21 protein-coding genes, 1 tRNA gene and 1 pseudogene are annotated in these 26875 nt (G+C 66.5%); 9 read left to right on the top strand and 14 right to left on the bottom strand.

Annotated features, from left to right (window positions below; translation table 11 throughout):
- Positions 1-63: 63 nt before the first annotated feature.
- The 3 genes from PGN37_RS09820 to PGN37_RS09810 all read right to left on the bottom strand — a co-directional run bounded on the left by PGN37_RS09820 (position 64) and on the right by PGN37_RS09810 (position 3546).
- A complete protein-coding gene (locus PGN37_RS09820) occupies positions 64-384 on the bottom strand; it encodes an STAS domain-containing protein (protein WP_335330843.1) in 321 nt (106 codons plus the stop codon).
- Positions 384-2879, bottom strand: a complete 2496-nt coding sequence (locus PGN37_RS09815; protein WP_335330842.1) for a SpoIIE family protein phosphatase — start codon at positions 2877-2879, stop codon at positions 384-386. Before PGN37_RS09815 ends, PGN37_RS09820 begins: the two co-directional genes overlap by 1 nt.
- A 94-nt stretch (positions 2880-2973) precedes the next feature.
- Positions 2974-3546, bottom strand: a complete 573-nt coding sequence (locus tag PGN37_RS09810; protein WP_335330841.1) for a TetR/AcrR family transcriptional regulator — start codon at positions 3544-3546, stop codon at positions 2974-2976.
- A 68-nt stretch (positions 3547-3614) separates the two neighbouring features.
- Here PGN37_RS09810 and PGN37_RS09805 point away from each other — a divergent pair, with 68 nt between their 5' ends.
- From PGN37_RS09805 to PGN37_RS09785, 5 genes are all read left to right on the top strand, one after another.
- On the top strand, positions 3615-4016 hold the full coding sequence (locus tag PGN37_RS09805) for a GlcG/HbpS family heme-binding protein (protein ID WP_335330840.1): 402 nt from the start codon (positions 3615-3617) through the stop codon (positions 4014-4016).
- A 539-nt stretch (positions 4017-4555) separates the two neighbouring features.
- Positions 4556-5836 (top strand): PucR family transcriptional regulator, encoded by a 1281-nt coding sequence (locus PGN37_RS09800; protein ID WP_335330969.1) that lies wholly within the window; start codon positions 4556-4558, stop codon positions 5834-5836.
- 128 nt (positions 5837-5964) lie between these two features.
- Entirely contained in the window at positions 5965-7005 is a 1041-nt protein-coding gene (locus tag PGN37_RS09795; RefSeq protein ID WP_335330839.1) for a glycosyltransferase family 4 protein, read from the top strand.
- The gene (locus PGN37_RS09790) at positions 6992-9163 is read left to right on the top strand and encodes an amylo-alpha-1,6-glucosidase (protein WP_335330838.1); all 2172 of its coding nucleotides are present in this window, start codon (positions 6992-6994) and stop codon (positions 9161-9163) included. The genes PGN37_RS09795 and PGN37_RS09790 overlap by 14 nt, the downstream gene beginning before the upstream one ends.
- 213 nt (positions 9164-9376) lie before the next feature.
- Positions 9377-10345 carry a hypothetical protein gene (locus PGN37_RS09785; RefSeq protein ID WP_335330837.1) on the top strand — a complete coding sequence of 323 codons (969 nt, stop codon included), beginning with the start codon at positions 9377-9379 and terminating at the stop codon, positions 10343-10345.
- A 5-nt stretch (positions 10346-10350) separates the two neighbouring features.
- Here PGN37_RS09785 and PGN37_RS09780 read toward each other — a convergent pair whose 3' ends face one another.
- The 9 genes and pseudogenes from PGN37_RS09780 to PGN37_RS09740 all read right to left on the bottom strand — a co-directional run bounded on the left by PGN37_RS09780 (position 10351) and on the right by PGN37_RS09740 (position 18904).
- A complete protein-coding gene (locus PGN37_RS09780) occupies positions 10351-11376 on the bottom strand; it encodes a hypothetical protein (protein WP_335330836.1) in 1026 nt (341 codons plus the stop codon).
- Between the two features lie 191 nt (positions 11377-11567).
- Positions 11568-12107 (bottom strand): annotated as a pseudogene (locus tag PGN37_RS09775) (type 1 glutamine amidotransferase domain-containing protein); the annotation flags it as partial.
- Positions 12108-12179: 72 nt separating this feature from the next.
- Entirely contained in the window at positions 12180-13334 is a 1155-nt protein-coding gene (locus PGN37_RS09770; RefSeq protein ID WP_335330835.1) for a low temperature requirement protein A, read from the bottom strand.
- A gap of 17 nt (positions 13335-13351) precedes the next feature.
- Positions 13352-13927: a hypothetical protein gene (locus PGN37_RS09765; protein WP_335330834.1), complete on the bottom strand. Its 576-nt coding sequence runs from the start codon at positions 13925-13927 to the stop codon at positions 13352-13354.
- Between the two features lie 20 nt (positions 13928-13947).
- Positions 13948-15096, bottom strand: a complete 1149-nt coding sequence (locus tag PGN37_RS09760; protein WP_335330833.1) for a zinc-dependent alcohol dehydrogenase — start codon at positions 15094-15096, stop codon at positions 13948-13950.
- Positions 15097-15436: 340 nt separating this feature from the next.
- Positions 15437-16612 carry a zinc-dependent alcohol dehydrogenase gene (locus tag PGN37_RS09755; protein ID WP_442932895.1) on the bottom strand — a complete coding sequence of 392 codons (1176 nt, stop codon included), beginning with the start codon at positions 16610-16612 and terminating at the stop codon, positions 15437-15439.
- Positions 16609-16884, bottom strand: coding sequence for a hypothetical protein (locus tag PGN37_RS09750; RefSeq protein ID WP_335330831.1), 276 nt, complete (start codon positions 16882-16884; stop codon positions 16609-16611). Before PGN37_RS09750 ends, PGN37_RS09755 begins: the two co-directional genes overlap by 4 nt.
- A gap of 213 nt (positions 16885-17097) precedes the next feature.
- Positions 17098-17673, bottom strand: coding sequence for a type 1 glutamine amidotransferase domain-containing protein (locus tag PGN37_RS09745; RefSeq protein WP_335330830.1), 576 nt, complete (start codon positions 17671-17673; stop codon positions 17098-17100).
- Positions 17674-17725: 52 nt separating this feature from the next.
- Positions 17726-18904, bottom strand: a complete 1179-nt coding sequence (locus PGN37_RS09740) for a glutathione-independent formaldehyde dehydrogenase (RefSeq protein WP_111510799.1) — start codon at positions 18902-18904, stop codon at positions 17726-17728.
- Positions 18905-19297: 393 nt separating this feature from the next.
- On the opposite strand from PGN37_RS09740, the gene glnT reads away from it, so the two are divergent.
- The 4 genes from glnT (at position 19298) to PGN37_RS09720 (ending at position 25014) form a co-directional block, all read left to right on the top strand.
- On the top strand, positions 19298-20680 hold the full coding sequence (gene glnT, locus PGN37_RS09735; protein ID WP_335330829.1) for a type III glutamate--ammonia ligase: 1383 nt from the start codon (positions 19298-19300) through the stop codon (positions 20678-20680).
- A complete protein-coding gene (locus tag PGN37_RS09730; RefSeq protein ID WP_335330828.1) occupies positions 20677-21438 on the top strand; it encodes a creatininase family protein in 762 nt (253 codons plus the stop codon). The genes glnT and PGN37_RS09730 overlap by 4 nt, the downstream gene beginning before the upstream one ends.
- Before the next feature lie 19 nt (positions 21439-21457).
- Positions 21458-22195: a TetR/AcrR family transcriptional regulator gene (locus PGN37_RS09725; protein WP_335330827.1), complete on the top strand. Its 738-nt coding sequence runs from the start codon at positions 21458-21460 to the stop codon at positions 22193-22195.
- Positions 22196-22413: 218 nt separating this feature from the next.
- A complete protein-coding gene (locus tag PGN37_RS09720) occupies positions 22414-25014 on the top strand; it encodes a helix-turn-helix transcriptional regulator (protein WP_335330826.1) in 2601 nt (866 codons plus the stop codon).
- Between the two features lie 169 nt (positions 25015-25183).
- Here PGN37_RS09720 and PGN37_RS09715 read toward each other — a convergent pair.
- Positions 25184-25257: transfer RNA gene (locus PGN37_RS09715), tRNA-Met, on the bottom strand.
- Positions 25258-25399: 142 nt separating this feature from the next.
- The gene (locus tag PGN37_RS09710) at positions 25400-26782 is read right to left on the bottom strand and encodes an FAD-binding oxidoreductase (RefSeq protein ID WP_335330825.1); all 1383 of its coding nucleotides are present in this window, start codon (positions 26780-26782) and stop codon (positions 25400-25402) included.
- Between the last annotated feature and the right edge of the window lie 93 nt (positions 26783-26875).

The raw sequence follows: 26875 nt of genomic DNA, 5'->3' as shown, positions 1-26875 counted from the left end.
ACGGGACGCGGGAGGGCACCTACCGAGAGTGCCAATGCCGGTGCGCCCAGGCAAGGCGCGGGGTCAGGTCACCGGATCGGCGGCGGTGACGTCGATGACCTCCGCGAGGCCGCTGACCCGCAGGGTCGTCATGAGCAGCGATGGGGCGACGAGAACAGTGATGTCATCGGCCGCGCCGTAGAGCGCGTTGATCGCGGCGCTGTCCAGGTACTGGACGGCAGCGAGGTCGACGGTCAGCGGGGCCCCCGAGCGCGTCGCCTCGGCGGCAGCGTCCGCCAGGGCCTGCCGGAAGGCGCCGATGTTGCTGAGGTCGATCTCTCCCGCCGCAACCAGGCGGAGGCGGCCGTCGCGGGCCGTGAGGTCGAACGAGAGCTGTGTCGGCATCAGATGATCCTCGCGGAGAGTGCAACGGTGGTTCCGTCGTCGCTGTGGTCGATTGTGATGTCGTCCATCAGCAGGCGCATGAGGGCCACCCCGCGGCCGCGCATCGGGTCCGGCTCGGTGGCGGGGGTCTTCCAGTCACCGGTGTCGGTGATGGTCACCCGAATTCGGCCGGCGACGGCGGTGGCCTGGAGCGCGACCGTCCCGGCCGAGCGATCGCGGTGACCGTGTTCGATGGCGTTGGCCACCGCTTCGCCGGTCGCGACGAGGATGTCGACCAGCTGGTGCGGGTCGACACCGGCGCGATGCAACCAGTCCCGCAGCGCCGTGCGGACGGGTGCCAACTGGTCCGGGACGGCGGGGAACGTCCGCTCCAGCGGGGCGGTGGGACGGTAGAGGAGCAACACCACGTCGTCCTGATAACCACCTGGCGGAGCCAGTCCGGTCATGACGCCGTCGACCACCTCGTCGAGCGGCGTGTCACGGTGCTCGCTGACCACATCGAGGGCGCGAAACATACCGTCTTCCAGATCCTTTCCGCGTCGCTCGACGAGGCCGTCGGTGTAGAGCACCAGCGTGGCGCCGGCGGGGACGGCGATCCGCGCTTCCGGACGCGGGTGGCCGATGCGGACCCCGAGCGCGATCGTGTGTCCATCGTCGAGCACCTCGACGGAGCCGTCGGCGTACACCAGGGCCGGCGGAGGGTGACCGGCGCTGGAGTACACCAGCTCACCGGTGAGGGTGTCGAGGATCGCGCACACGGCGGTGGTGCACTGCGCGCCGGGAAGACGCGCAGCGAACAGGTCCAGCCTCGACAGCGCCGCGGCCGGACTCGGGTTGTCGAAAAGCAGGGCACGGCAGGCACTTCGAACCTGACCCATGATCGTGGCTGCGATCAAGCCGTGGCCCACGCAGTCACCGACGATCAGTGCGACGCGCCCGTCGTCGAGGTCGACGACGTCATACCAGTCCCCGCCGACCTGCAGAGGCCGGCTCGCCGCCTGATAGCGGACCGCGAAACCCTGTGGCAGATGGGCCGGCCCGAGGATCGCATGCTGCAGAGCGAGCGCGGTCTCCCGCTGCTGGTCCACCTGGTGTACACGGTGCAACCCCTGACTCAACCGGCCGGCCAGCACGGTCAGCAGGGTCTGGTCCTCCAGCGTGAAGGCACGCGCACCGGACAGCTCGATCCGCACCACGAGCACGCCGTCCGGATGCTGGATGGCCACCGCTGCCACACCGGGTGCCGGCATCACCGGGGTGAGCAGATCACCGCCCCGGATGACGCGCAGCTGGTCCCGCACCTCAGCCGCCAGGTCAGACCACCTCACCGGATCGGTGCAGGCAACCACCTGTGGGTCGACACCACTGTCGGCGAACGTCACCGCCATGACCCGCTGGGCCCGCCACAGTCTGCGCAACTCGTCGACGGCTGCCCGGAGCGCGTCGTCGACCGTTTCCGCCTGTGCGAGTTCGCGATTGAGTGCGTGTTCCCGGCCCGCCGCCAGCGCGAGGGCAAGGGCAGCGTGGCGAGCAAAATCGCTGACGAGCTCGAGATAGTCGTTGCCGAAAGGCGGTTGGTGCGGACGGCGGGCGACGGCGATGACCCCGAGCACCGTGTCATCGGCGATCAGCGGCATCACGATGGCCGACCGCTCCCCCACGTCGGTGAATCCCTCGATCGGATACTGGAAGGAGTCGGTGATCATCGGCAAGCCGCGCCGCGCGACACCGCCGGTCGTCGAACCGTCCATGGGCACCGCACGGCCGATCACCTCGTCCGCGTACCGGCCCGCGGTGGCGGCCACGACGAGCGTCGCCACGTGGTCGGCCGGCAACTCGGGTTCGCTGGGAACCAGCAGGATGGCCTGTTCGGCATCGGCGAGCTCGAGGGCGAGATCGACGATCAACTGCAGCGGCCCGGTCTGCGGGTCACCGGACAGCAGCGCGGTGGTGATCTCGCGGCTGGCCTTGGTCCACTTGGCGGCTTCGCGTTCCCGCTCGAAGAGCCGCGCGTTGTCGATCGCCGAGGCCGCGGCGGTGGCCATGGCACGCACCGCCGTGTCCTGGAGATCGGTGAAGGTCCGTCCCGGCTCGTCGTGGAGTAGATACAGCGTGCCGAAGTGTTTGTTCCGCACCGTGATCGGCACGGCCAGCAAGGCGCTCAGCGGCTCTGTGGCGATACGCAGATCGAGGTAGCGACTCTGGCGGGACAGATCATCGAGCCGCAGCCCGTCCCCGACCGTCACCAGGGTGAGCCGCCGAAGGACATCCTGGTGAGAGCTCTCGTCGAATCCCTCGCAGACGAACGCGGGCGTCCTGCCGTCGCCGTCGCGGATGGCCAGCACCCCGTAGCGCGCCCCGCTGAGCTCCACCGCTGCGCTGACGATGCGGTGCAGTGTGACGCCGAGGTCGAGGTCAGAGCCGATACCGACGATGACACGCACCAGCTGGGTGGCATCGTCGCGCGCGGCGACGAGCTCCTTCCTGGTGCTCATCGGTCACTGCCCCCTGAACTGCGACGCCACCCCGACCACGGTACCCACTGCCAGGGCCGAAAAACACTGGGACACGGGTTTGCCAGCGAATGCGTCAACTGCACGTCTGATCGACCAGAATCGCTATCCGCTCCGTCGCCCGGCCGGGCCGAATCCTGCGTCCGCGGTCGAGCACGGCCAGTCCGTGCAGTGCCGACCAGAACACCTCCGTGAGGTCGTCGGGGTCGCGTCCGTCGGTGACATCCGCGACAGCACCGCGCAATTCGTCGAAGGCGGCCCTCAGCGCCGGCGGCGTCTCCTGCGCGGCGAAGCGCAGTGTCGTGGCGCGGGTGAACATCGCGTCGTAGAGCGCCGGGTGGGCGCGGGCGAAGCCGAGATAGCGCTGGGCGATTCCGGTCAGCGCGTCGCGTGCACTGGTCGCTGTTTCTCTCGCAGCTGTGAGCGCGTGGGTGAGTTCACCGAAGCCCTCGACGGCGACGGCTTCGGCTATCTGGTCCATACCGTGAAAGTGCTTGTACAGCACCGGTTGGCTGTATTCGATCTCGTGGGAGAGCCGACGCGTGGTGACGGCATCCCAGCCCTCGGCCTCGGCGAGAGCGCGTGCGGTGTCGACGATCAGCTGCCGCCTGGCCGCGCGTTCGCGTGCCCGGCGATCTTCGATGGCCATGGCGAACGGTACCACCACTAGCTGATGTAGCGGCGCTAGCCAGGCCGGTGAGCAGTATGTTCTCTCCCATGACGATCGAACTGGCGACCGCGCTGCGCATGGTCGCTGCCGCCCACGCCGAAGCCGAGCGGCACGCCGTCCTGGTCTCGGCCGCGGTGGTGGATGCGGGCGGGCACCTCGTCGCGTTCGGCCGGATGGACGGCGCCGAGATCGCCGGGCCGACGCTGGCGGTCGACAAAGCGTTCACCGCCGTCGCGAACCGGATTGCCACGTCCGAACTCGCGCGGCTGGCTGCGCCCGGAGGAGAACTGTTCGGTCTGCACGCCAACGCGGGCGGGCGGTTCGTGATCTTCGGCGGCGGGGTGCCGGTGACTGTCGACGGGGCCGTCGTCGGTGGCGTCGGGGTCAGTGGTGCGAGTGCGGCGCAAGATGAGGCGTGCGCGCTGGCGGCGCTGGGGTGCCTGCCGTAGGGCCGGAGCTCCTGACGGGTGCTGCCCGCTTGAATTCGTTTGGACGTCACCGCTGCGGGTAGGCCAGTCAAAGTACGCCGAGCCACGGCGAATTGACGAGCACCGCGGCTCGCGGGAGACCTGTCAAGAAGCGGCGGTTCACTATGAATGATTCTCGTGGGGCGAATGAAAGCGCGACCACCGCGCCGCGCGGAATCGGTCCGCTGTCAGGAGAGCTGGCGGTGCTCACCGCACTCGCTTTCCAGTTGTACAGCGCCGCAGACGTTCTGGCTGAGGCAGCGGCCGCAGTGCCTCGGTTGGGACCGTGCCGCTCAGAAGCCGCATACCGGTGCGTCGACAGTTCATGGGATCGGTTGCCCGCCAGCCCGGACGACGTCGACATGGATCGGTTGGTCAGCGACTGTCGGGGTGACGGCTCGGTGGAGATACCTGGCCGCCGGTGGGGGTGGGCATTTCCCCTCCGACATCGCAACGTCGTCCAAGGCACGCTTGTTGTCAGCTGCGCCGATCGCCCGTCGAGCGACGAGATCCAACTGTTGATGGTGCTCGCGAACCAGACGGGGGCTGCGCTTGCGTGCGTCGCACTTGCGGGCCGCGGCGAACGGTGCTCCGAAGAACTGGACATAGCTACCAGCGAGCTGGCCGCCGCACGTCGGCAATTGCGTAACCGGTCGTTGGTGCACGAAACCATAGAGGCCGCCCTGGGCAGTGGCGGCGGCGAGCAGGCGATCACCGATGCTCTCCATGAGCTGACCAGTTTGCCGATCGCTTTGGAGGACCGATTCGGCAATCTTCGTTGTTGGTCCGGCCCTGGCCAGCCGACACCCTATCCGGAACCGGTTCCACAACGGCGTCAGCGCCAGCTCGCCGTCTTGGCTGCTCGCCACGGTCCCATGCGCATGAAGGAGCGCGTCGAAGTCCTTGTAGCGCCCCGGGGTGAACAGCTCGGAGTCCTGGCGATCATCGACCCTCGGCTTCTGGTGACCGACGACGACATCTTCGCGTTGCACTTCGCCTGCACGCTGCTGGGCTACGAATTGTCGCATCAGCGGAGTCTCGTCGAGCGCGAAGAAAGCGTCAGGCGGGAGCTCTTCGAAGACCTTCTCGCGGGGACCGACGACGAGGGAGCGGTGGCGAGAGCGGAAGCTCTGGGCCACGACCTTCGCCGTCCGCACTACGTGATCGTTGCGCAGAGCGCGGCCAGCGCCGACTCCCTCGCGGCTGCCGCTGCTCGTGGCGCGGCTGCATTGAACCTTGCCACGCTTCGGGGACGACGAGGCCAACTGATCGTTCTTCTCGCTGCGAGCCGGCCGGACCCGCGGGCGCTTCACCGGGCCATGAGCGAGCAGCTGGGCACGGCGACGTGCGCCATCGGAATCGGAGCCCGGTGTGACACTCCGTCCGGTATCCCCCAGTCGTTCACCGAGGCCCAACGAGCGCTCACGGTGCGACTTCATTCTGCAATGCCAGTGGGCGCATCTGCATTCGAAGACCTCGGGTTCTATCGTCTCATCGACGCGGCCCACACGCGGGGAGCTGTCGAAGATTTCGTCCGGGAATGGCTCGGTCCACTTATGGACTATGACGCGGCCAGGAAGTCCGAACTGGTTCTCACGCTGAGCAAGCACCTCGAAAGCGGCGGGAACTACGACGAATCCGCCAAAACGTTGCACATCCATCGCAGCACGCTGCGCTACCGACTGGCACGTATCGGTGAGCTCACCGGCTACGACCTACGCGACGTCGACGTCCGGTTCAATCTCCACGCGGCAACTCGGGCGTGGCGATTCCTTCACCCCAAGCCTGCACGCTCGTCATGATCGTCCTTCGAGAGAACCAATTGCAGAGGGACATTGGGGGCGTACTGCCCCGGCGGTACTAGCGGTCCGGGTGCATTTGGCGCTGATGGGTCGGTGTCTGTACTGCCGCGCGAATCCACCATGGCGCTATGACAATCGGACCTTTGAAGATCGGCATCAGCGCTCCCCCGTGGGCGTCGGTGCCACCTCCCGCCTACGGCGGCACGGAGTCGGTGGTATCAGAGCTAGTGGTGGGGCTGGCAGCCGCCGGCCAGGAGGTCATCCTGTACGCCACCGCCGACAGCACTGCTCCCGTACCTCTCGTGCGCGCCGCCGCGCGGCCGACGTGGGATCGAATAGGCCGCGGAGAAGTCGAGTTGCCCCACGTGATGGAGGGCTACGAGGCGCTCACCGGTTGTGACATCGTCCACGATCACACTCTGCTGGGCCCATCATGGGCTCTCGCCAGCGGTCTGCACCGTGTTGTCACCACCTCGCACGGACCTCTGTGCGGCGAGCTCAGCGTGATTTACCGTCGGTACGCCAAGCGCATACCCGTTGTCGCCATCTCTCGTGACCAAGCTCAGCGGGCACCGGAGGTCATGGTGGACCGAGTGATTCATCATGGCCTCGACCCGGCGTCCTACCCGGTCGGTAAGGGCGATGGCGGATTCCTGCTGTTTCTCGGGAGGATGACACCAGATAAGGGCGTACGGCAGGCCGCGGTGGCCGCGCGCACTGCGGGCCGGCGCCTGGTTGTTGCCGCCAAGTGTCGTGAGAAGTCTGAGCAAGCGTACTTTCATGATCAGGTGGAGCCGCTGCTCGGCGACAACGTCGAATTCATCGGGGAGGTCGGCGGACAGGAAAAGTTGGCGCTATTGGGTTCGGCCACAGCACTTCTCAATCCCATTCAATGGCCAGAACCGTTCGGGCTCGTCATGATCGAAGCTCTTGCCTGCGGTACGCCGGTGATCGCCTGCCCAACCGGGGCGGCACCCGAAATCGTCGACGACGGGGTCACGGGGTACCTGTGCGGCGACGGTGACGCGCTGGTCCGCGCCATCGACAACGTCGATCACCTCAGCCGACATGCGTGCCGCCACGCGGTGATCGAGAGGTTCTCCACCGATCGCATGGTCAAAAATCACCTCGCGCTGTACCACGAGTTGGTGAGCGATGGCGTTCGTTGACGGCGAAGAATGTGCCTCCGGCGCATGGGCGTCGGGCACGGGCCCACCGGTCACGACCGAGGTCGGCGCGGTCACCTTGTTGGAAGGCAGCACGTTCTGCATCTCATCCCGGTCTGGCGACGTTGCGCGTGACCGACCGCACGGACTGTTCATCGCGGACACCCGCGTCGTGTCGTGCTGGCGGCTGGCGATCGACGGTCAGCAGGTCGAAAGCCTGTCCACAGTGCAGGAAGTCACCGAGCCGTACCGGGCCACCTTCATCGGACGCACACCGCCTCGGCGGTGGGCCGCCGACAGCACCATGCTCGTGCTGCGTACCCGCCATATCGGCGACGGGATGCGGGAGCAGATCGTGCTGCGCAATTTCGGGCAAGAACCCGCAGGAGTCGCACTGACGGTCGTCGTCGACAGCGACTTCGCCGACCTGTTCGCCGTCAAAGAGGGACGCGTCACCGCACCGCACGGGATCGCCGTGGATCTGGGGTCGGACTCCATGACCTACACGATGACCGCAGCGGGCCACTCTCACGTCGCCCACATCTCGGCAACCGGCGAACCGACCGTCACGCCAGGCAGATTCACATTCGAGGTCGTGGTGCCAGGACGTGCGGAATGGTCTGCCGCCCTGGATGTGACCACCGCCTCACCGCGCAGGCAGGCCGGAGACCCACACCGTTCCCCTCAACCGCTCGACGTGAGCGCGCCAGAACGCAGGCTGCAGGCGTGGCGACTGTCCAACCCGGTGGTCACCAGTCCCGATGAGGTCTTCAGCGCAGCCCTGCGGGCCGGAGCCGAAGACCTGGGCTCGCTTCAGATCGACGACCCCGACCAGCCGGGGTGTCCGATTCTGGCCGCCGGCGCGCCGTGGTTCATGGCCCTCTTCGGACGTGACTCGCTGTTGACGGGGTGGATGACGCTGGGGCTCGATCCGCGTCTGGCGTTGTGCACGCTGCGGACGTTGGCGCGCTTGCAAGGCACCCGTGTCGATCCACGCAACGAAGAACAGCCCGGTCGAATCCTTCACGAGGTTCGCCTGGGCAGTGAAGCGAAGATCGCATTGGGCGGCGGAACCACTTACTACGGAACCGTGGACGCCACACCACTGTTCGTCATGCTGCTGGGTGAACTCGACAGGTGGGGCGCGCTGCCGGATGAGGATCGTCGTTCCTTGGTCACGGCCGCCGACCGTGCGCTGGATTGGATCGCCGAGTACGGCGACGCGGACGGCGACGGGTTCGTCGAGTATCAACGGCACACGGACAGCGGATTGCTGAACCAAGGCTGGAAAGACTCGTTCGACGGCGTCCCGCACGCCGACGGTCACCCTGCGGTGCCGCCCATCGCGTTGTGTGAAGTTCAGGGCTACGTGTATGCGGCGTACCTGGCGAGAGCCGGCCTGGCCGAACACGATGATGACCACGACCTTGCTGCGTCGTGGCGCGTGCGGGCGACCCACCTCAAGGAGGCCTTCAATCGAGCGTTCTGGATGCCCGAGGTCAGCGCATACGCACTGGCACTCGACGGCTCCAAGCGTCACGTCGATGCCGTCTCGTCCAACATGGCCCACTGCCTGTGGACCGGCATCGTCGACGACGACAATGCAGCTGCGGTGGCGGCGCATTTGATCAGTCCTGCGATGAGTTCGGGCTTCGGCCTACGAACGTTGTCTGCGAACATGACGGCGTACAACCCGATGAGCTACCACAACGGCTCCATCTGGCCACACGACAACGCGATAGCCGTGGCAGGTCTGGCCCGTTACGGTTTTCTCGAAGAGGCACAACGCATTTCCCTTGATGTGATCGACGCCTCTGAACACTTCGGTGGCCGATGGCCTGAGTTGTTCTGCGGTTTGGATCGCCTGACGTTTGCTCGACCGGTGCCGTATCCGACATCATGCTCGCCGCAAGCGTGGGCGTCCGCGGCACCCCGACTCTTGTTGAGAAGCTTGCTGCAATTCGATCCTGATGTCCCGCAGGGCATACTGCACGTCTCCCCCGCTCTTCCTGCTCGTCTCCTCCCGTTGCGTCTGGAAGGTATGCCGCTGGCGAGTGCACGCATCGACATCGCCGTCGCCGTCGACGGAAGTGTCGAGATCGATGGTTTACCGGCCGGTATCGAACTCGACACCCATCGGCGTCACCAGAACCACCGCTGAGTCACTGCACCCCGTCCCGTGAGGCCAAAACAACACCGAACAGATGGTGTCCCTGGGCCGGTGCACCGCGAGACGGAGATCGCGACCATGGAGTCTGTGAGTCACAGTCATGCACGCCACGTGTCACGAGGCCCGAAGGTCGCAGTGGTCTGCGATCCAGAAGGTGCTTCCGCCGAGATTGCTGAGCACCTCTGTCGAGAGTTGCCGGCGCGGATGACCGAACTGCACGGCAGCGCAGCTTCTTTCGACATGTACATGCACCGGGAACGGCTCCCCATCGGCAAACAGGGTGGTCAGCAGGCCTTGGTCAAGCACGCGGAGGTGATGAAGCGGCAGCGCGGCTGGGACGCCGCCGTATGCGTGACGGACCTGCCCCTGTGCGGCGAGAACAGCGAGCCGTTGGTCGCCGACGTGAGTGTTGACAGCCGCGTGGCACTCCTGTCGCTTCCCGCATTCGGCGCCCCCAGACTGCGACGGCGGGTCACGCAGGTGACAGCGCACGTCTTGCGCGAGTTGTTCCCCGCCGATCACGAACAGGTGCCGTTCACCCGAGGGGACCTTCCCAAACCCTTTCGTCTCATCAGGCCAGAGAGCCGAGAGATCGACGCGCAGGTGGTCTCCACGCGCGGGCTGTGGCGGCAACTCGCGGGCATGGTCAGGGACAACCGGCCATGGCGGTTGCTGCTGGGATTGCGGCGAGGTGTCGTCGCTGCGCTGGCCTTCAGCGTTCTTCTGCTCATCAATCCGACGGTGTGGCAACTCGGTATCGGCCAGAGCTCTTATCGCCTGCTGACCATCTCCCTGTGTGTCATTGCTGCGATGGTGGCATGGCTGATCTTCTATCACCATCTCTGGGTGTTCGGCGACGGGCCTGAGGAACGTCGGCGGATCTTCCTGTTCAACGCATCGACTGTCCTCTCCTTCGCGTTCGGCTTGAGCTTCGCATTCATCGCCCTCGGTGTCGTCAATTTCGTCGGCGCGCGAATGTTGCTCTCCGACAGCGTGTTGGCGCATCAGTTCGGTTCGCCACCGGGCATCATCGACTACGTCAAGCTCAGCTGGATGTCTACCGCAGGCGCATCAGTCGTCGGCGCGCTCGGAACCGGGTTCGAATCCGAGGACGATGTCCGAGAAGCTGCCTACAGCCAGCGGGAGGCCGAACGAGGCAAAGAGTGGCGGTGAGTGCATCAGCTGTCGGCCCCACCGTCATCTCCGTCGAACCGCTGCTTCTGGCGCGCACCATACGCCGCTTGCTTGACCGCCTTGTCATCCTCGAGACCCGATCCCAGTGCCCCGCCGAGCGTGGCGATGGCGGCCACCAGCCAAGCCAATCGCAGGAATTCCCGCACACCGACGGGGTGGCCGAGGTTCTGCTGCAACATCTGTGGAGGCAACGTCCACCACGCGGTGAGAAGAAGCAACACGAAACACGTCGCGTGCAGGACGACGACGCCGATCGTCAGTGTGAGGACGGTGGATGCGTTGTACAGGGCGGCGCGCTCTCGCTCGGTCGGGGAACTCGGCCGCTCCCACAGCTTGTGGTTGACGATCAACCACCCCACCATCGCGGCTGTGGCCAACACCGTTGTGACGCCGATCCGCCAGGGACCCATCGTCGATGACAACTGCCAGATCGTGGGATACGCCAAACTGACTGCGCCCGTTGCGAATGTCGCCATCAGGACGCGCGACAATCCGGCCGCTAACTTCCACGGTCGGTTCGCGTAGACCATGCCCGTGAGCATTCGCGCCCGCGCGAACCGGGGCGGCGCGGCATAGCGCACCGCGCCGTCGCCCTCGGTTCTTGTCAGCCGGCCGGGAACAGTGGGAGCACCGTCGATCTCTTCGGCGACTTCGGCGATGATCGATTCGACTATCAGTCGCACTCGCCGGCCGACGAACAGACCTCCCACGCTCGGCACTGAGATGACGCCGAAGCGCTGCGGGATGCTGATGTCTGCGACCACCGGTTGAGTGCCGTCACGACGCGGCAGATCGGTCACGTACACGACGATGTCTTGCCGTTGACTCGCTGGATCGACCTCGTGGACAACGTCGCTCAGCGAGGCCTGCTCGGTGAGACGATACGCGCCTGTGTGCACCGATACCGCCCCGTCCTCCGAGGGCCCCTTACGGGTCAGCCTCTCGCGCAGATCTTCTGCCAGTGCAGCGGGAGCGCCGGGATCGGCCACCAGCAGAACAGTCGACGCCACTAAGCCACCTTTCGGATCAGTTTCCGCGCGCGCAGAGGTGTCGCCAGCGCGGCAGCCGCCGCGCTGGCCAGTGCTGCGGCCGAAGGCTTTGGCGACCATCTCAGTGCAGCCACCGCCCATCCGACCGGCCTGTCCAGTGCCGGGTCCGAGCCGGCCACAATCGGCGCGGCCTGCAGCTGGCCCGCCCCTTCGGCGAAGGCGTCGAGCATCGCCGGCACGAAGGCCCTGAGGTCCTGGGGCCCACGGCTCGTGACCAGATTACGGTCCCGAACGACCTCACGGTCGAGCCATATCGCACCCGCGTTGACCAGATCATCACGGATGCCCGGCCAGGACGTCAGCGTGCGCCCGGCGAGCAACCCCGCCGACGCCAGCACCCACGGGCCGTGGCACAGCGTGGCGATCGGCTTTCCGCTGTGGTCGAACGCACGCACGAAATCTCGCGCGTCAGATGATTGCCGGAGGAGATCCGGGTTGATGAAGCCCCCGGGAAGGAGCAAGCCGTCGTAGCCGCCCGGGTCAGCATCGGTGACCACTTTGTCGACGCCGACCCGTGTGGCGGGCATGTGAAGGTTCACCCCGCGGATTCGGCCTTCGCGCAGAGAGACGATGTCGACCTTCGCGCCGGCCAACTGCAGGGCACGCATCGGAATGATTAGTTCGACTTTCTCGAACCCATCAGCGGCCAACACCGCGATCTTTCGCCCGGAAAGCCGTCGTGAGAGTGTCATCATCGTCCTTTCGAATGGTCTACGTCAGTGGTGATTTCGATTGTCAGATCGTGTCGCGACGAAGTGTTCAGGTCAGCGCACCTGCCCGGCCACACCCGTGCCGATGCGAGGCTTCTTCCACAGTTCCCTGGCGAGCCGCACCCATCCGATGCCGGTGAGCAGCACCAGCGATGCCACCGCAGGAACGTGGAACAGCACAGGCAACACCGCGGCGGCGGCACATCCCGTCGCGGCACGATCGACAGGCACCTGGCGGTGATCCCGCCACCGGTACGCGACATCGCCGAGGTAGAACAGCGCCATACCTCCCGAAAGTGCAATCGCAGGCAGCGTCGGGAGCGGGTCCGAGGTGTGGGCCACGGCGGCGTGAGCGCCCACTGCGAACAAGATGACGCCGGCCACCATCGGTAAATGCAGGTAGCTGTACGCGTCGCGCGCCAAGTCGGCCCGTTCGTCACCCGTGGTCTGTTCGAGCCGCTTCTCGGCTCCCTCCGCCAGACCAAAGTAGGTCCACCAGAAAGTTGCCATGATGGCAACCCCCATGACGAGCGCAGCGATCACCGCAGCATCATGCAGATCCTCTGCCCCCGAACCCAATTCGACAATCGCCTCACCCAGGACGATGATGATGATCGACCCGTGACGGGAAACGAAGTACGACGGCGACACGCGAAATCCGCCCATGCCGAACACAGCCGGCGCACCGTAGTCGATCACCGCCGCCGCGACCCACAGCACCTCGCGGCCAGGCGAGTCGACGAACGCGGCCGCCACGATGCAGGCCGGTGCGGTGATCAAGCAGGGCGTCAATCGCCACACACTGCGCCGCATCCCCGCGTCTTCGCGCGACGAGTACGCCACGAGCTTTACGACGTGAATCAACCGGACCACCAGCAAGGCCAGCCCGAAGACCAGCGCAGCGGACGAAAATGCCATCGGTAGCGCCGCCGCCGCAACAAGCATTGCGGCCATCGCCGCGATCACCACCGACTGGTGCCGGACTCCCTGACTGTCGAAGGTGTTGATCAGCCAGGTGTATCCGACCCAGGCCCACCACACGGCGAGCAGCGCAAGCGCCGCCCGGCCGAATCCGCTCGGCGACAGGTCATGCAGCATGAGCTGCGTGACCTGAGACATGGCGAAGGAAAACACCAGATCGAAGAAGAGCTCGAGGTTCCCCTCAGACGTGGCCTCCTGCGTCGCGGAGTCCGAGCGATCGTCAGACACGGCTGAGCTCCGCCGCCCTACTTGCGGCGCCGGAAGAGTCTGCGCAGCAGATAGATTCCAAGAACCCAGGGACCCGCCACGATGAAGGGGTCGATCCACATGTGCTTCCCGTCGACACGCTTGTTTGCGGTTCGGGACTTGACGCCGTTGTGGGTGAATTCGGCTGTGAAGCCGGACTCGGTGATCGGGTTGTCGGGCCGAACGGACAGAAGCGAACGCAGGTGGTGTTCGGCCGCGTCGACACGATCGGCGTACAGCAGGATCATCCAGTGCGCGGCGCGGCCCTCGCTGAACTTCTTGTATGCGAACTTGCGCAGTGCTCCGGCCAACCCACTGGGTGGCTGGGCTGTACCGAAAACCGGTGTCAGGAAGCGGTGTTCGACCGACCGCTCCCGTGGCCACTTCTCGGGTTGGCGCTCCGGGAAGTCCCAATGCGCACCAGTGTCGAGGAACTTCAGCTTGGGCACCGAGGGTCGATCGGCTTTGTCGAGATCGGCGCCCCATCCGGGAATGCGCTTCCGGAGCGCGTCGCTGTCCGGTATCGGCGGATGGTCGGCGGTGTATGCGGGCACTCGTGGCGATGTCTGAGTCATGAAAGTTCTCCCTAGTCGAATCAGTTGTGGTTGACGACGACGACCGGCTTGATGATGTTGTCCAGCTTGGAGGAGAAGATGTGATACCCCTCGGCGATGTGATCCAGCGGAATGCGATGAGTAACAATCTCGTTCGGTTTGATATAGCCGTTCTCGATGTGTGACCACAGCCGGGGCCACTGTCGCTTGACCGGGCATTGGTTGGTGTGGATGGTCAGGCCCTTGTTCATGGCGTCGCCGAACTTGACCGCACTGAACATCGGCCCGTAGGCACCGATCACCGAGATGGTGCCGCCCTTGCGTACCGAATCGATGGCCCAATTCAGCGCAATGGGAGATCCGCCCTGCATCTTGAACTTCGCCGTGGTGACGTGCTGGAGCAGATTGCCGTCGGCCTCGGCCCCGACCGCGTCGATGGCAACGTCGGCGCCCAGGAAATCGGTGGCTTTCTTCATCTCCAACACGATGTCGCCGTACTCGCCGAAGTTGTAGGTCTCGGCGTGGGCGAAGCTGCGCGCCTTGTCAAGCCGGTGCTCCAAGTGGTCGATCACAATCACGCGGCCGGCTCCCATCAGCCACGAACTCTTCGCGGCGTAGAGGCCGACCGGCCCCGCTCCGAACACGATGACGGTGTCCCCTTCGACGATGTCACCGAGTTGGGCACCGAAGTAGCCCGTCGACAGGGCGTCGGTACACAGGAGAGCGTCTTCGGCCTCCATCCAGTCCGGGATCACCGACGGACCGACGTCGGCAAACGGCACCCGCACGAACTCGGCCTGACCGCCGTCGTATCCACCGCAGGTGTGCGAGTAGCCGTAGATGCCGCCCACCGCGGTGGCGTTCGGGTTGACGTTGTGGCAGTTGGAGTACAGCCCCCTGGCGCAGAAGTAGCACGATCCGCAGTAGACGTTGAACGGCACCATCACCCGGTCCCCCGGCTGCAGGTTCTCCACGGATGATCCGACCTTCTCGACGACACCGATGAACTCGTGCCCGAAGGTGTGCCCGATGCGGGTGTCGGGCATGAGACCGTGGTAGAGATGCAGGTCTGATCCGCAGATCGCGGCCAGTTCCACCCTGACGATGGCATCGTTGGGATGCTCGATGGCCGGAATGTCTTTCTCCTCGACACGGACTTTGTAGGGACCGCGGTATGTCATTGCCTTCATTGCGCCTCCTGGCGAATCGATGTTCGGCGCGGCGCATACCCGGCACTCATGCGGGAAAACGGACCTCCGGTGGCGAAAAGCAGCCCGGAACTTCGACCTGGCGGGACGTGGACCGTCGGCGGGACCTACCTACGAGCGGGCTGTGTGGCTGTGGTCAGCGCGCTAGCGGTGGGCGTTCTGCCCGCTGGATTTCGCGTGCACAGTTTCGGCCACGCGTGCGTCGCACGCGTGGCCGAAACATGCACTTGTGACTCGCGAACAGCCCGTGGTTGAAAGTGCTGTCACGCAGTCGAACTCACCGAATCCCCGTCTTGCTCCCGCTAGACGGCTTGCGTCGTCGTCACTTGCTGGGCTGGAAGACCGCGCGAACGCAGCCGTCTGTCTTCTCCTTGAACATCCGGTAGCCCTGCGGGCCCTCGTCCAGCGGCATGACATGGGTGGCGAGATGTTCGGTGTCCAGCTCCCCGTCCGCCATGTGCTGCAAGATCCTGGGAATGTAGCGCTGACCATGCTGCTGCGCTCCACGCACAGTCATGGACTTGTTCATGATCGCGCCGACCGGGAACTTGTCGACGACACCACCGAAGACGCCCAGGATGAACATGCTGCCACCCTTGCGGCACGCGTACGCGGCCTCACGGAGCGCGGTGGGGCGATCGCTCTGCAGGCGCAGCTGCTGCTTCACCTGATCGTAGAGATACGCCGGCCCGGTGCCGTGTGCCTCCATGCCGACGGCCTCGATCACCACGTCGGGGCCACGGCCGCCGGTGCGCTCCTTCAGCTCGGCCAAGACGCTGTCCTTTGAGTAGTCCAGCGTTTCAGCGCCGATGTATTGACGAACCTGCCCAAGCCGTTCCGGGAACCGGTCGATGACGATGACCTGCTCTGCGCCCATGAGCATTGCGCCGCGCGCAGCCATCTGCCCCACCCCGCCGGCGCCCCACACGGCGACGATGTCGCCGGGAGCGACGCCGGCGCCGTCGGCGCCGGTCCACCCGGTGGGGGCGGCGTCGGAGGCGAACAGCGCCGCCAGGTCCGAAACTCCGTCCGGCACGGTGAATGCGCCGTGGTCGGCGTACGGCACGCGAATGTACTCGGCGTGACTGCCGGCGTAGCCACCCAGCGCGTGGCTGTAGGCGAAGCAGCCGCCGATCGCAGAACCCCACATCGCTTCGGTGAGCGCAGGGTTGGGATTGCCGTTGTCGCACAACGAGAAAAGCTGATTCTGGCAGTACCAGCACTGGCCGCAGGCGACGAACGAGCAGACGACGACCCGGTCACCCACCTGATGGTTGCGGACTGCCGAGCCGACCTCCACCACCTCGCCCATGAACTCGTGTCCCAGTACGTCGCCGGCGCGCATGGTCGGGATGTAGCCGCCGAGCAGGTGGAGGTCCGACCCGCAGGTCGTCGACAACCTGACCTGGAGGATGACGTCGTGATCGTTGAGGATCGTGGGATCGTCAACGGTCTCCACCGACGTCTCGTTGACTCCTGTCCAACAGAGGGCCTTCACAGGACTCCCTCCCCACCCGCGCGGCGGGTCGCCAAGTCGACCAGTTTGCCGGTCGGGGCGGCGCTGCGGGTGCCGTGCGGTACGGGGTCGACCCGCAGCACCTCACCCACCTCGATGAGCTGTTTGGCTTGGCGCAACGCCGATCGGAGCTGTTGGCGCGGGTCCTCCCCCGACACGCGGCTGGCGACCGAGCCGAGCCCGCCGGGCTCCGCCTGGCGCAGCCGGGCGGCGAGTTCCGTCCCCTTACCGCCGGGGGCTGTGCGGACATGCACCTCGATGCGGTCGCCGAGCGCACCTCGATGCGGGCACCCGGCCGCCCGGCATGACCTCCTCCGCAGGCCTGTTGATCGTCACACTGCGCCACCGCGATCGCGGCTCGGGGTCCCCGGCCTTAGACGTTTCACCCCCGAGTCTGCGCTGCAGCTGGCGGGCCAGCTGACCGGCGGCGTCCAGACCGGCCTGCGCCACCTTGCCGACAGGGGTGCTCACGAGCCGCTCCCCGCGCCGACGGGCTGTGCGGCCGAACTGAACAAATCCACGATCGCCGCGCAGAAGGCCGGGAGGTCGTCCGGGGACCGGCTGGTGACCAGGTTCCCGTCCCGAGCCACCTCCTCGTCGACCACGTTGGCGCCGGCATTGCGCAGGTCGGTGCGGATGCTCGGGTAGGAGGTGAGCGTCCGGCCGCTCGCGACGCCGGCCTCGATCAGCGTCCATGGTCCGTGGCAGATCGAAGCGACCGGCTTGCTCGCGGACATGAAATCGCGGACGAACGCGACCGCTGCGGAGTTCATTCGCAGCTGGTCCGGATTTACCGTGCCGCCGGGCAGCAACAACCCGTCGTAGTCGTCGGCCGATGCCGACTCGACCAAGCCGTCCACGGAGAACGTCCCTGCCGATTCCAGGTCGTGGTCACGCGCTTGAATTTCGCCGTCGTGCAACGACAGCAGATCGGTGGTACCTCCGGCGTCGTGTACAGCCTGTCTCGGCTGTTCCAGCTCTACCCGTTCCACGCCGTCCGCCGCCAGGATCGCTATCCGCTTGCCGCGCAATTGGTCTGCCATTGTGAGTTCCTTTCGTTGTCTGTTGTCCGTACTGGTGAGTCCGGTCGACGCGTCAGTGCGCGCCGGCCCCGACCTTCTGCTTGCTCGAGCCGTTCGGGTGCAGCACGACCTTGGTCCAGCCCTCGTCCCGGCTGTCGAAGTGCTGGTACGCGTCGGGGCCCTCGTCAAGGGAGAGGTTGTGCGAGACGATCCAGGACGGCTTGACCTTGTCGCCGGCGATGAGGTCGCGCAGGCGCCGGTTGTACCGCTTGACCGGACACTGTCCGCTACCCAGGGTCTGGCCCTTGAACCAATGCAGCCCGTAGTCGAAGGCCACCTCGCCCTTCTTGGCCAATTCGTCCGCGCCGCCGGGATCCTGCGGGACGTACACGCCGACGGAGCCGATGCCACCGGTGAAGCGAACCGACTTCACCAAACTGTTCAGCGTCATGTTTGGATGCTCGGTGCCCTCGGGATCGTGCGCCTGGTAGCCCACGCACTCGCATCCGCGGTCCGCGCCCAGGCCCATCGTTTGATCCATCACGAATTCCACCGGGTCGACTTTCGAATCGTCGATGGCGATGGCGCCGATCTCCTCCGCGAGCCGCAGCCGGTCAGGATGGCGATCCACCACCATCACCTTGGAGGCGCCCTTGACCGTCGCGGAGAGGGCCGCCATGAGACCGACCGGTCCAGACCCATAGATCACCACAGAGTCACCAGGAACCACCCCGGCCAACTCGGTGGCGTGATATCCCGTCGGGAAGATGTCCGCCAGCATGACGTAGTCGTTCTCTTTGTCCACCGAATCTTCGGGCAACCGAAGGCAGTTGTGATCGCCGTAGGGCACGCGCAGGAATTCCGCCTGGCCGCCCTGCCACGGCCCCATGTCGGCGAAGCCGTACGCCGCCCCGGCCATCTGCGGGTCCGGCTGGGTGGTGAGGCAGTAGTTGGTGAATCCTCGCTCGCAGTTCTTGCAGAACCCGCACGACACGTTGAAGGGTATGGCTACCCGCTCACCGACCTTGACCTTGTCGACACCGTCGCCGACCTCGACGACTTCGCCGAGGTTCTCGTGGCCGAAGCAGCGGCCGGTCTCGAAGTCGGTCCTGCCTTCGTACATGTGCAGATCCGAGCCGCAGATGTTGGTTGCGGTGATCTTGACCAACACGTCGGTGGGCCGTTCGATCTTTGCGTCCGGCACATCCTTCACGCTGACCTGGCGCGGTCCGTCGTACACGATTGCTTTCACAGCGAGCCTCCTCGGTTTGGATTGCGGCGGGCAGATGCCCGGCCGTAGAGGCCGCAAACGTCCGATATGCGCATGCTCTTCACCGTGGGTTGTGGACCGCCCCGGAAAACCAGGACGAGCCTGATACACCACTGCGGTGGCCGGAGACGGCTGATCAAGCGTCTTTCAATAACTTATCGATGTAATACCCATTTGCTTTGTTCAGAGGCCAAATAACGGTTACAGACCCCTGAGTAATTTCAATGATCCATTTACTGTCGCGAAACAATGCAGCAACAGAGCGCGCTTAGCGTCTCCGTTGTCGGGGTTGTGGCAGTTCTACAGGTACCTCGGCCGTGAGCTCGGAATGGACAACAGCACAGCTGATCTCGCATCGGCCGGATAGGAGAACACATGACTGCGACGCTCAGCGGGCGGTCCGCGCACACCGACAGCGGATCCGAAGTCGCCGAGGTCGCCGAGCGGTTGACCGCGGCGGGAGTGAAGTACGCCGCGATCAGCTTCGTCGACATGCACGGCAAGCCGAAGGCCAAGATGGTGCCGCTCGGGCACCTCGGACAGGCAGCGCGCGGGTCGGAGATGTTCACCGGCGCAGCCCTCGACGGGGTGCCGCAGGACGTCAACGACGACGAAGTCGCCCCGCACCCCGACCTCGCCGGGGCGATCATCGCGCCGTTCAACCGCGAGGTGGCGTGGTTCCCCGGCGACCTCTACATCGGCGACACCCCGTTCGAAGCCTGCAGCAGAGGCATTCTCAAGCGAGTCACCGCCGAGGCGGCCGCGCTCGGTTACACCTTCAACCTGGGTATCGAGACCGAGTTCTTCCTCCTCAGCGACGCCACCGGCACACCGGCTCCCGCCAGTGCCGACGACACCCTCGACAAGCCCTGCTACGACCTGCGCGGGCTGCTGCACAACTATGCGGTGGTCGACGAGATCGTGTCGGCGATGAACGACCTGGGTTGGGACGTCTACTCCTTCGACCACGAGGACGGCAACGGTCAGTTCGAGACCGACTTCACCTACACCGACGCGGTCACCATGTCCGACCGACTGGTGTTCTTCCGCATGATGGTCGGCGAGATCGCCCGTAAGCACGATCTGTTCGCGTCATGGATGCCGAAACCCTTCGCCGACCGCACCGGCAGCGGAGCGCACTACAACATCTCGCTTGCCGACAGCGACGGTCGAAACCTGTTCGCCGACAACGATGACGCGCGCGGGTGTGGCCTGTCCGAACTGGGTTATCAGTTCACCGCCGGGGTCCTGCGCCACGCGTCGGCGATCTGCGCGGTGGTCGCCCCGACGGTCAACAGTTACAAGCGGTTGGTCAAGCAGGGCAGCATGTCCGGGTTGACCTGGGCGCCGATCTTCGCCTGCTATGGCGACAACAACCGCACCAACATGATGCGGATCCCCAGGGGCGGCGGACGCATCGAGTGCCGTGCCGCCGACAGCGCGAGCAATCCCTACCTCGGTGCCGCGCTGATGTTGGCGGCCGGCATGGAGGGCATTCGCGAAGGCCTCGACCCCGGAGAGCCCAACCGCGACAACCTCTACAGCCTGTCGGAGGCGGAGTTGGCCGCCCGCCAGATCGGTTGGCTGCCCCGCTCGCTGGGCGAGGCGATCGACGCGCTCGAGGCGGATCCGTTGGTTCGCAACGTGTTCGGTTCGGCGATGTTCGACTCCTACGTCGCCGAGAAGAAGGCGGAGTGGAACTCTTTCACCGCCCACGTCTCATCGTGGGAGACCGACCGCTACCTGAGGTTCTGGTGAGTGGCAACGCTGGGGTGAGGCACCGCTGGGAGGAACACACCTCGACGCAACTGGCGCATCGGCTGGCCGCCGACCCGGACTGCGTCGCGCTCATCCCGGTGGGCGCGACCGAGCAGCACGGCCCACACCTGCCGGTCGGCACCGACACCATCCTCGCTGCCGCGGTCGCTGATGCCGCTGCTGGCGACATCGCGCTCGTACTGCCGCCGATTGCATTCGGCTCCAGCATGTTCCACGGCACGGCAATGGCCGGAACGGTCGCGTTCAGTGGTGAGGACACCGCCGCGACCGCCTACCGGGTCGCCCGAGCCTGCGTCGACTCCGGCGTGCGGCGTGTGATGTTCGTCAACGGGCACGTCGGAAACGCCGCGGCGCTGTGGATCGCCTGCGATCACTTCCGGCGCGACCTGCCCCGGGCGCGCATCGGGGTCATGCAGTGGTGGGACCTCACCGCCGACATCGCGCAGCGCGCCACCGCCGACGCGCTCGACTGGCACGCCAACGCGGCCGAGACCTCGTTGATGCTGGCCGTACGGCCGGATCTGGTGGACGTCGAAGCGATGGCGCGCGCCGACGATCCGGACCGCACCGAGGGACTGGTCTTCCGCTATCCCGTAGGGTCGGTGTCGACGAACGGGGTGACCGGCCATCCGTCGCGCGCGTCCGAGAGCTTCGGGCTCGAGCTGTGGGCCGATGTTGTGACCGCAGCACGCGACGTCGTCAGCCGCGCCCACGTCGAACAGCCGCCGCTGAGCTGACCGCCGTAGAGTGACCCCCGTGCCACCACCCGAGCGGCGCGCGCACGTCCGCGCAATCGGACGGCCCCGCCGCGACGCCGAATCAGCACCCGCGGGATCGCCCCGCGCGGGCATCGTCAGCGCCGCGACTCGGCTGTTCAGCGAAAAGGGCTATGCGCAAACAACAATGAGCGACATTGCCCGTGCGGCGGGACTGCAACAGTCGTCGCTGTACTACTGGTTCCGCAACAAAGAGCAACTGCTGGGCGAGACGCTATTGGTCAACCGCGCACCGCTGAAGTTCATCGCCGAGGTCGGCGCCGGCTCCGGGTCACCGGCACTGAAGCTCTACCGGCTCTTGCGGTTCGACACCATGCAGCTGGCGGTCTCGCCGATCGACTTCAACGAGATCCAGCGCATCGCTCACGCGCAACGCGACGACTTCCACCAGTTCTGGGCCGACTACGAACGGCTCAAGAACTGGGTGGTCGACCTCATCGGCGCCGCGATCAGCGAGGGCAAGTTCATCGAGTGCGACCGCGAAGAGACCGCCGGGCTCCTGCTCAACTTCGACGAAGGCGCGCAGAAGCGCACGCGGCTGCACACCGACCACGGCGACCGCGCGGAGGAAGCGGTGCGAGTGGGCGAGCAGGTCGCCATCATCGCGGTACGCGGCCTGCTCAAACGGCCCAGTGAGATCGCCCGGATTCAGGAGCAGGCGGGTCGATTCGACGATGCGGCCATCGCGCTGCGGGCTGCCGAGCCGTCGGCGGACTGAGACGCAGAACGCCCCGCCCAAGCTTCACTCACCGGCCGGGTTGCCCGGCTTTTCCTGATTGCTCGTGCCGTTCTTGCCATCGGCGCCCTTCTGGCTGCTGCCCGGATCGCCGTTTGGTGCCGACCACGGGCGCCTTTCGCGTTGAGTTCGAGCCTGCGATTCATGACGTGGGCGGTGATCTCGCGCATTGCTCAGAGGGGTCCAGCTAATATCCGGCCATGCCACAGCAGTGGCCCCTCATCGGGCGAGACGACGCTCTGTCCGAGGTCATGGCTTCGCTCGATGCCCTCGGCGTGGACGGGATCGTCCTCGCTGGAAACGCGGGCGTCGGGAAATCCCGGGTCGCCCGCGAGGCGGCACGACGCGCCACGGATGCCGGATGGAGCCTGCGCACGATCGCGGCGACCGCAACGAGTAAGGCCGTTCCGCTCGGGGCCTTCGCGCAGTGGACCGACGACCACGGCGGGGCGCCGGCCACATTGGTGCGGCGCGTCGGTGAGGCCATCGTCCGCGGCGCCGAACCCGGCCGGGTCCTGCTTCTGGTCGATGACGCCCATCTGCTCGACGAACTCTCGGTTCTGGTGGTGCAGCACCTGGTCGACTCGGGAACGGCCAAGGCGGTGGTGACCATTCGTGCCGGGGAGCCGATCCCCGCCGCCCTGTCCGTGTTGTGGAAGGACGGGAGGGTGGTGTGGCGCGAGCTCGGCGCGCTGTCACGCGAGCTCCTCTCCGAAGTGCTCGAAAAGGCCTTCGGGGCTGCGCCGGAGCGGCGATGCCTACGACGGCTCTGGGATCTGACCGAGGGGAACATGCTGTTCGTCCGTCAGTTGGCCGAGCAGGAGGCCGAGGCGGGACGGCTGATGGTCACCGACGGGTGGTTGCGCTGGCATGGCGACGTCGCGATCGGTGGTTCGCTTGCCGAGCTCGTCGACACACAAGTCGGTGCGCTCCCCGAACCCGTCCTCGAGGTCATCGACATGGTCGCGATTTCCGAGCCCATCCACTGGCGCTGCTTGGCAACACTCGCCCAGCACGACGCCGTGGAGGAAGCCGAGCGGCGTGGGCTGATCAGGGTCTCTGGCGACGACGTATTTGTGGGCCACCCCCTGTTCGCCGAGATTCGGCGTGCGCGTTGCGGTTCGATGCGTCTGCGACGGCTGCGTGGCGAGGTCGCCGCCGCAATGGAGGACAACGGTAGTGCGGCGAGTGTGGTCAAGCAGGGGCTGCTGTGGCTCGAGTCCGACCTGCCCGCGCGACCCGACTTGCTGCTGTCGGCGGCACGGGCGGCGAACTCACTGCTCGACTTCGACTTGGCCGAGCGGCTTTTCGCCGCTGCGGCCGACGCCGGCGTGGGGGCGCGCGCGCACGTGTCGCGTGCGTGGTCGCTGTTCATGATGGGCGACGGCGACTCCTCCGACCACGTGCTCGCGAAGATTGCCTCTGCGCAGGACGACGTCGAACCCGGTTTTCGCAACGATGTGGTGCTACGCGCATCGAATGCGTTGTGGGCCAAAGGTGAACCGGCGGAAGCCACGGACATCATCGACGAGGCGCTCGCGGTCGAAACAGGCGAACGCCGTCAGCAGATTCTGGTGTTCCGGTCCACTCAGCTCGCCCTCGCCGGGCGGACGCTCGACACCCTGAAGACCTTGGACGACGTCGATGACCGACAACTGGGGTCCTATGGCACCGCGATGGCCTGCATCGCGGCATGCATGGCCTACGGGGAGCTGGCACAACTGGATCGGGCGGCCGCCACCGTCGCGGCGTCCGCACGAGCGCTCGAATCGACACCAGAGGGGGCTCATCTGCACGGCCCCATCACCGAGGTCTACACCGGTGCGCTGGCCGCGTCGGGACGCATCCACGAGGCCCTCGAGATCGCCCAGCAGTTCGCCCTCAGCCGGTTCGGGCAGGCAGTGGCGATGCGCGACGTGGCGGAACAGATCCTCGGGATGGCGCATCTGGCGGCCGGCGATCTCCGCACCTCGCTCGAGCACCTGCCCGAGCGCGTCGACTCCAGTTCATGGGTCGGGCGGGGATTCCACAATGCCAACAGTTTCCCCAGATTCCACCTGATGCGGGCGCAGGCGTTGGCACGCGTCGGTGAGGTCGACTCCGCACGGCAGGCACTCGATCTCGCCCGGGAGATGCGGCAGCCTGCCTATCGCTACTACAACTCGTCCGACCTCGTCGCCGAGGCGTGGATCGCTGCCGTCGCATCACGATTCGGCGACGCCCGGTGCTTGGCGCTCGCCGGTGCCGACTTCGCCCGGCAGCACAGCCAACCGGCGCGTGAGGTGTGGTGCCTGCAGACGGCGGTTCAGTTCGACGACCCCGCGGGCGCCGCGCGGCTACGTCAGCTCGCTGACTCACTGGGCACTCCGCGCGCCACGGTTGCCGCGGACTATGCGCAAGCCCTCGACAGCGACGATGCACAGGGACTCGATGCGGCGTCGAACGCTTTCGAAGCAATGGGTGATCGCCTGGCTGCCGCCGACGCCGCTGCTCAGTCGGCGACATCGCATCGACGGGCCGGACGCACCGGTAGCGCCAAGACCGCGGCGGCGCGCGCGAGACGCCTGGCCGCACTGTGCGGTGGCGCGACCAGCCCAGCTCTGATCGCCGCCGAGTTCGCGCCGCCGTTCACCAACCGGGAGCGAGAGATCGTCGTCCTGGTTGCCCGTGGACTGACCAACAAGCAGATCGCCGAGATCGAGTCGGTGTCGGTGCGCACCGTCGAAAGTCACATCTACCGCGCGAGCACCAAGGCCGGTGTGAATGGCCGCGCAGGCTTGCGTGACCTGATCGTCAAGTGACGTCCCGGTCAGGGAGGCCGTCGGGCAGAGCGCAGTGTCACGCCCCACGAAATGGGCACGCTCCGGCCATCATTCGTCGCGCCACAGTGCGCGCCAAGCGCGTGCGTCGTAGAGGAGAAGCGACACGAAAGCGGCCCCCGGAGTTTCCTCCGGGGGCCGTTTCACTTAGTAGCGGGGACAGGATTCGAACCTGCGACCTCTGGGTTATGAGCCCAGCGAGCTACCGAGCTGCTCCACCCCGCGACGGGTGAACGCTAGGTTACCGGGGTGGTCGGCAAGGCTCCAAATCGCCTGCTCACCGGCCGGAAACAGGCCCCGCGAGCGTGCGCGAAGTCGCCATTTCTGAGGGCGTGTTCGCCGCAGACACGCACGCTCGCGGGGAACGCTACGCCCGGATGACCTGGCCGGTCGCCAGCACGCGCGCCGGGTCGTAGCGGTCGGCCAGCGCGGCGAGCCAGTGCAGCGTGTCCTCGCTGTAGACCCGGGCCGCGCGGGCGTGGTCGTAGGACGGCGCGAAGTTCGGCATCTGCCCGCCCGTCGACCACGGCGCGACGGCCGCGACCACCCCGTCGGCGTGCTGCGCGACCATGTCGACGATCTCGGGCACAGCCAGCCCGATCGTCGCCACGCAGAACGCTGCGTCCCGGTGGCAGAACGCGCTGCGGTGCCGCGGTTCATGCGCCAACGCGCCGCCCAGCATCCGCAGCTCCACGATCGCCTGCGGCGAGCCCGACCCCGGGCCCGCGACCGCAAGCAGGGCGTCGACGGCGTCGGGCGTCAACTCCGAGAGCAGCGTGTGGTTCTCGGTGACCGGCATCGGATCTGCCGGGTCCGCATGCACCGCACCGATCGCCGCGTACGGCATCACGCCGACGGTGTCCAGAAGGACGGGGGCAACCGCGCGCATCGGCGCCAACAGCCGCTCCCCCTCGGCCATATCGCCCACAGCGGTGTACCGCACTGCCACGGTCATCTTGCCCGCCAACGGTTCCGGCACACCGGGCAGCGGCGGCAGCTGCTGAATCGCCAGCGACGTGTTCACCGTCTCCGGCAGGCCGGCACTCCAGGCCGCCCACGCATGCAGCACCGCAGCCGCGTCTGCACCGTCGAAAAACACTGCCCCGCCATAGAACTCGGCGATCGGCAGCAGATCGATCTCCACGGCCGTGACGATGCCCAGCGTCGCCTTGCCGCCGCGCAGCCCCCAGAACAGGTCCGCGTTCTCGTCCGGCGTCGCGCGCAGCAGCCGCCCCTCGCCCGTCACCACGTCGAAGGCCCGCACATGATCCGACGACAACCCCACAGTGCGCACCAGTGGTCCGATGCCCCCGCCGGTCAGGAAGCCCACGACACCCACGCCGGGCGCTGAGCCGCACAGCGGCGCCAGACCGTGCGGCGTCGCGACGTCCAGCACGTCCTGCCACCGCGCACCCGCCTCGACGCGAGCGGTCCGATTGGCGACATCGACGGTGCAGTGCTTGAGCGCCGCGGTCTGCACCATGATCGTGGTCGGCCCGACGCCGACCGCGCCGTGACCGGTCGCCTGCACGGTGACGGTGAATCCGTGCGTCCCGGCGAACCGCACCGTCGATGCCACGTCTTCGGGCGAGGTCGCCAGCACCACCGCGGCGGGCGTCACCGGCGCGGCCACGTTCCACGGCACGCACCGCTCGTAGCCGGGCTCCCCGGGCAGCGCGACATGGGTGGCGACGTGGTCGCGCAGCGTGCGCAGCACGTCGTCGCGCGTCACGTCGGTGGTGATGGTCATCGGAGTCCCTCTCGTCAAGCCCTGGTGGCGCGATGAGCATCACCGACGGTGCTTGGCGACGGCTTGGTGCGCGTCACCAAGAAAAGTTCAAGC

It is taken from the genome of Mycobacterium kyogaense (assembly GCF_036946525.1).
GTDB lineage: Bacteria > Actinomycetota > Actinomycetes > Mycobacteriales > Mycobacteriaceae > Mycobacterium > Mycobacterium kyogaense_A.
Note: the sequence above shows the minus strand (reverse complement) of the source record. Positions and strands in the feature narration are given on the sequence as shown.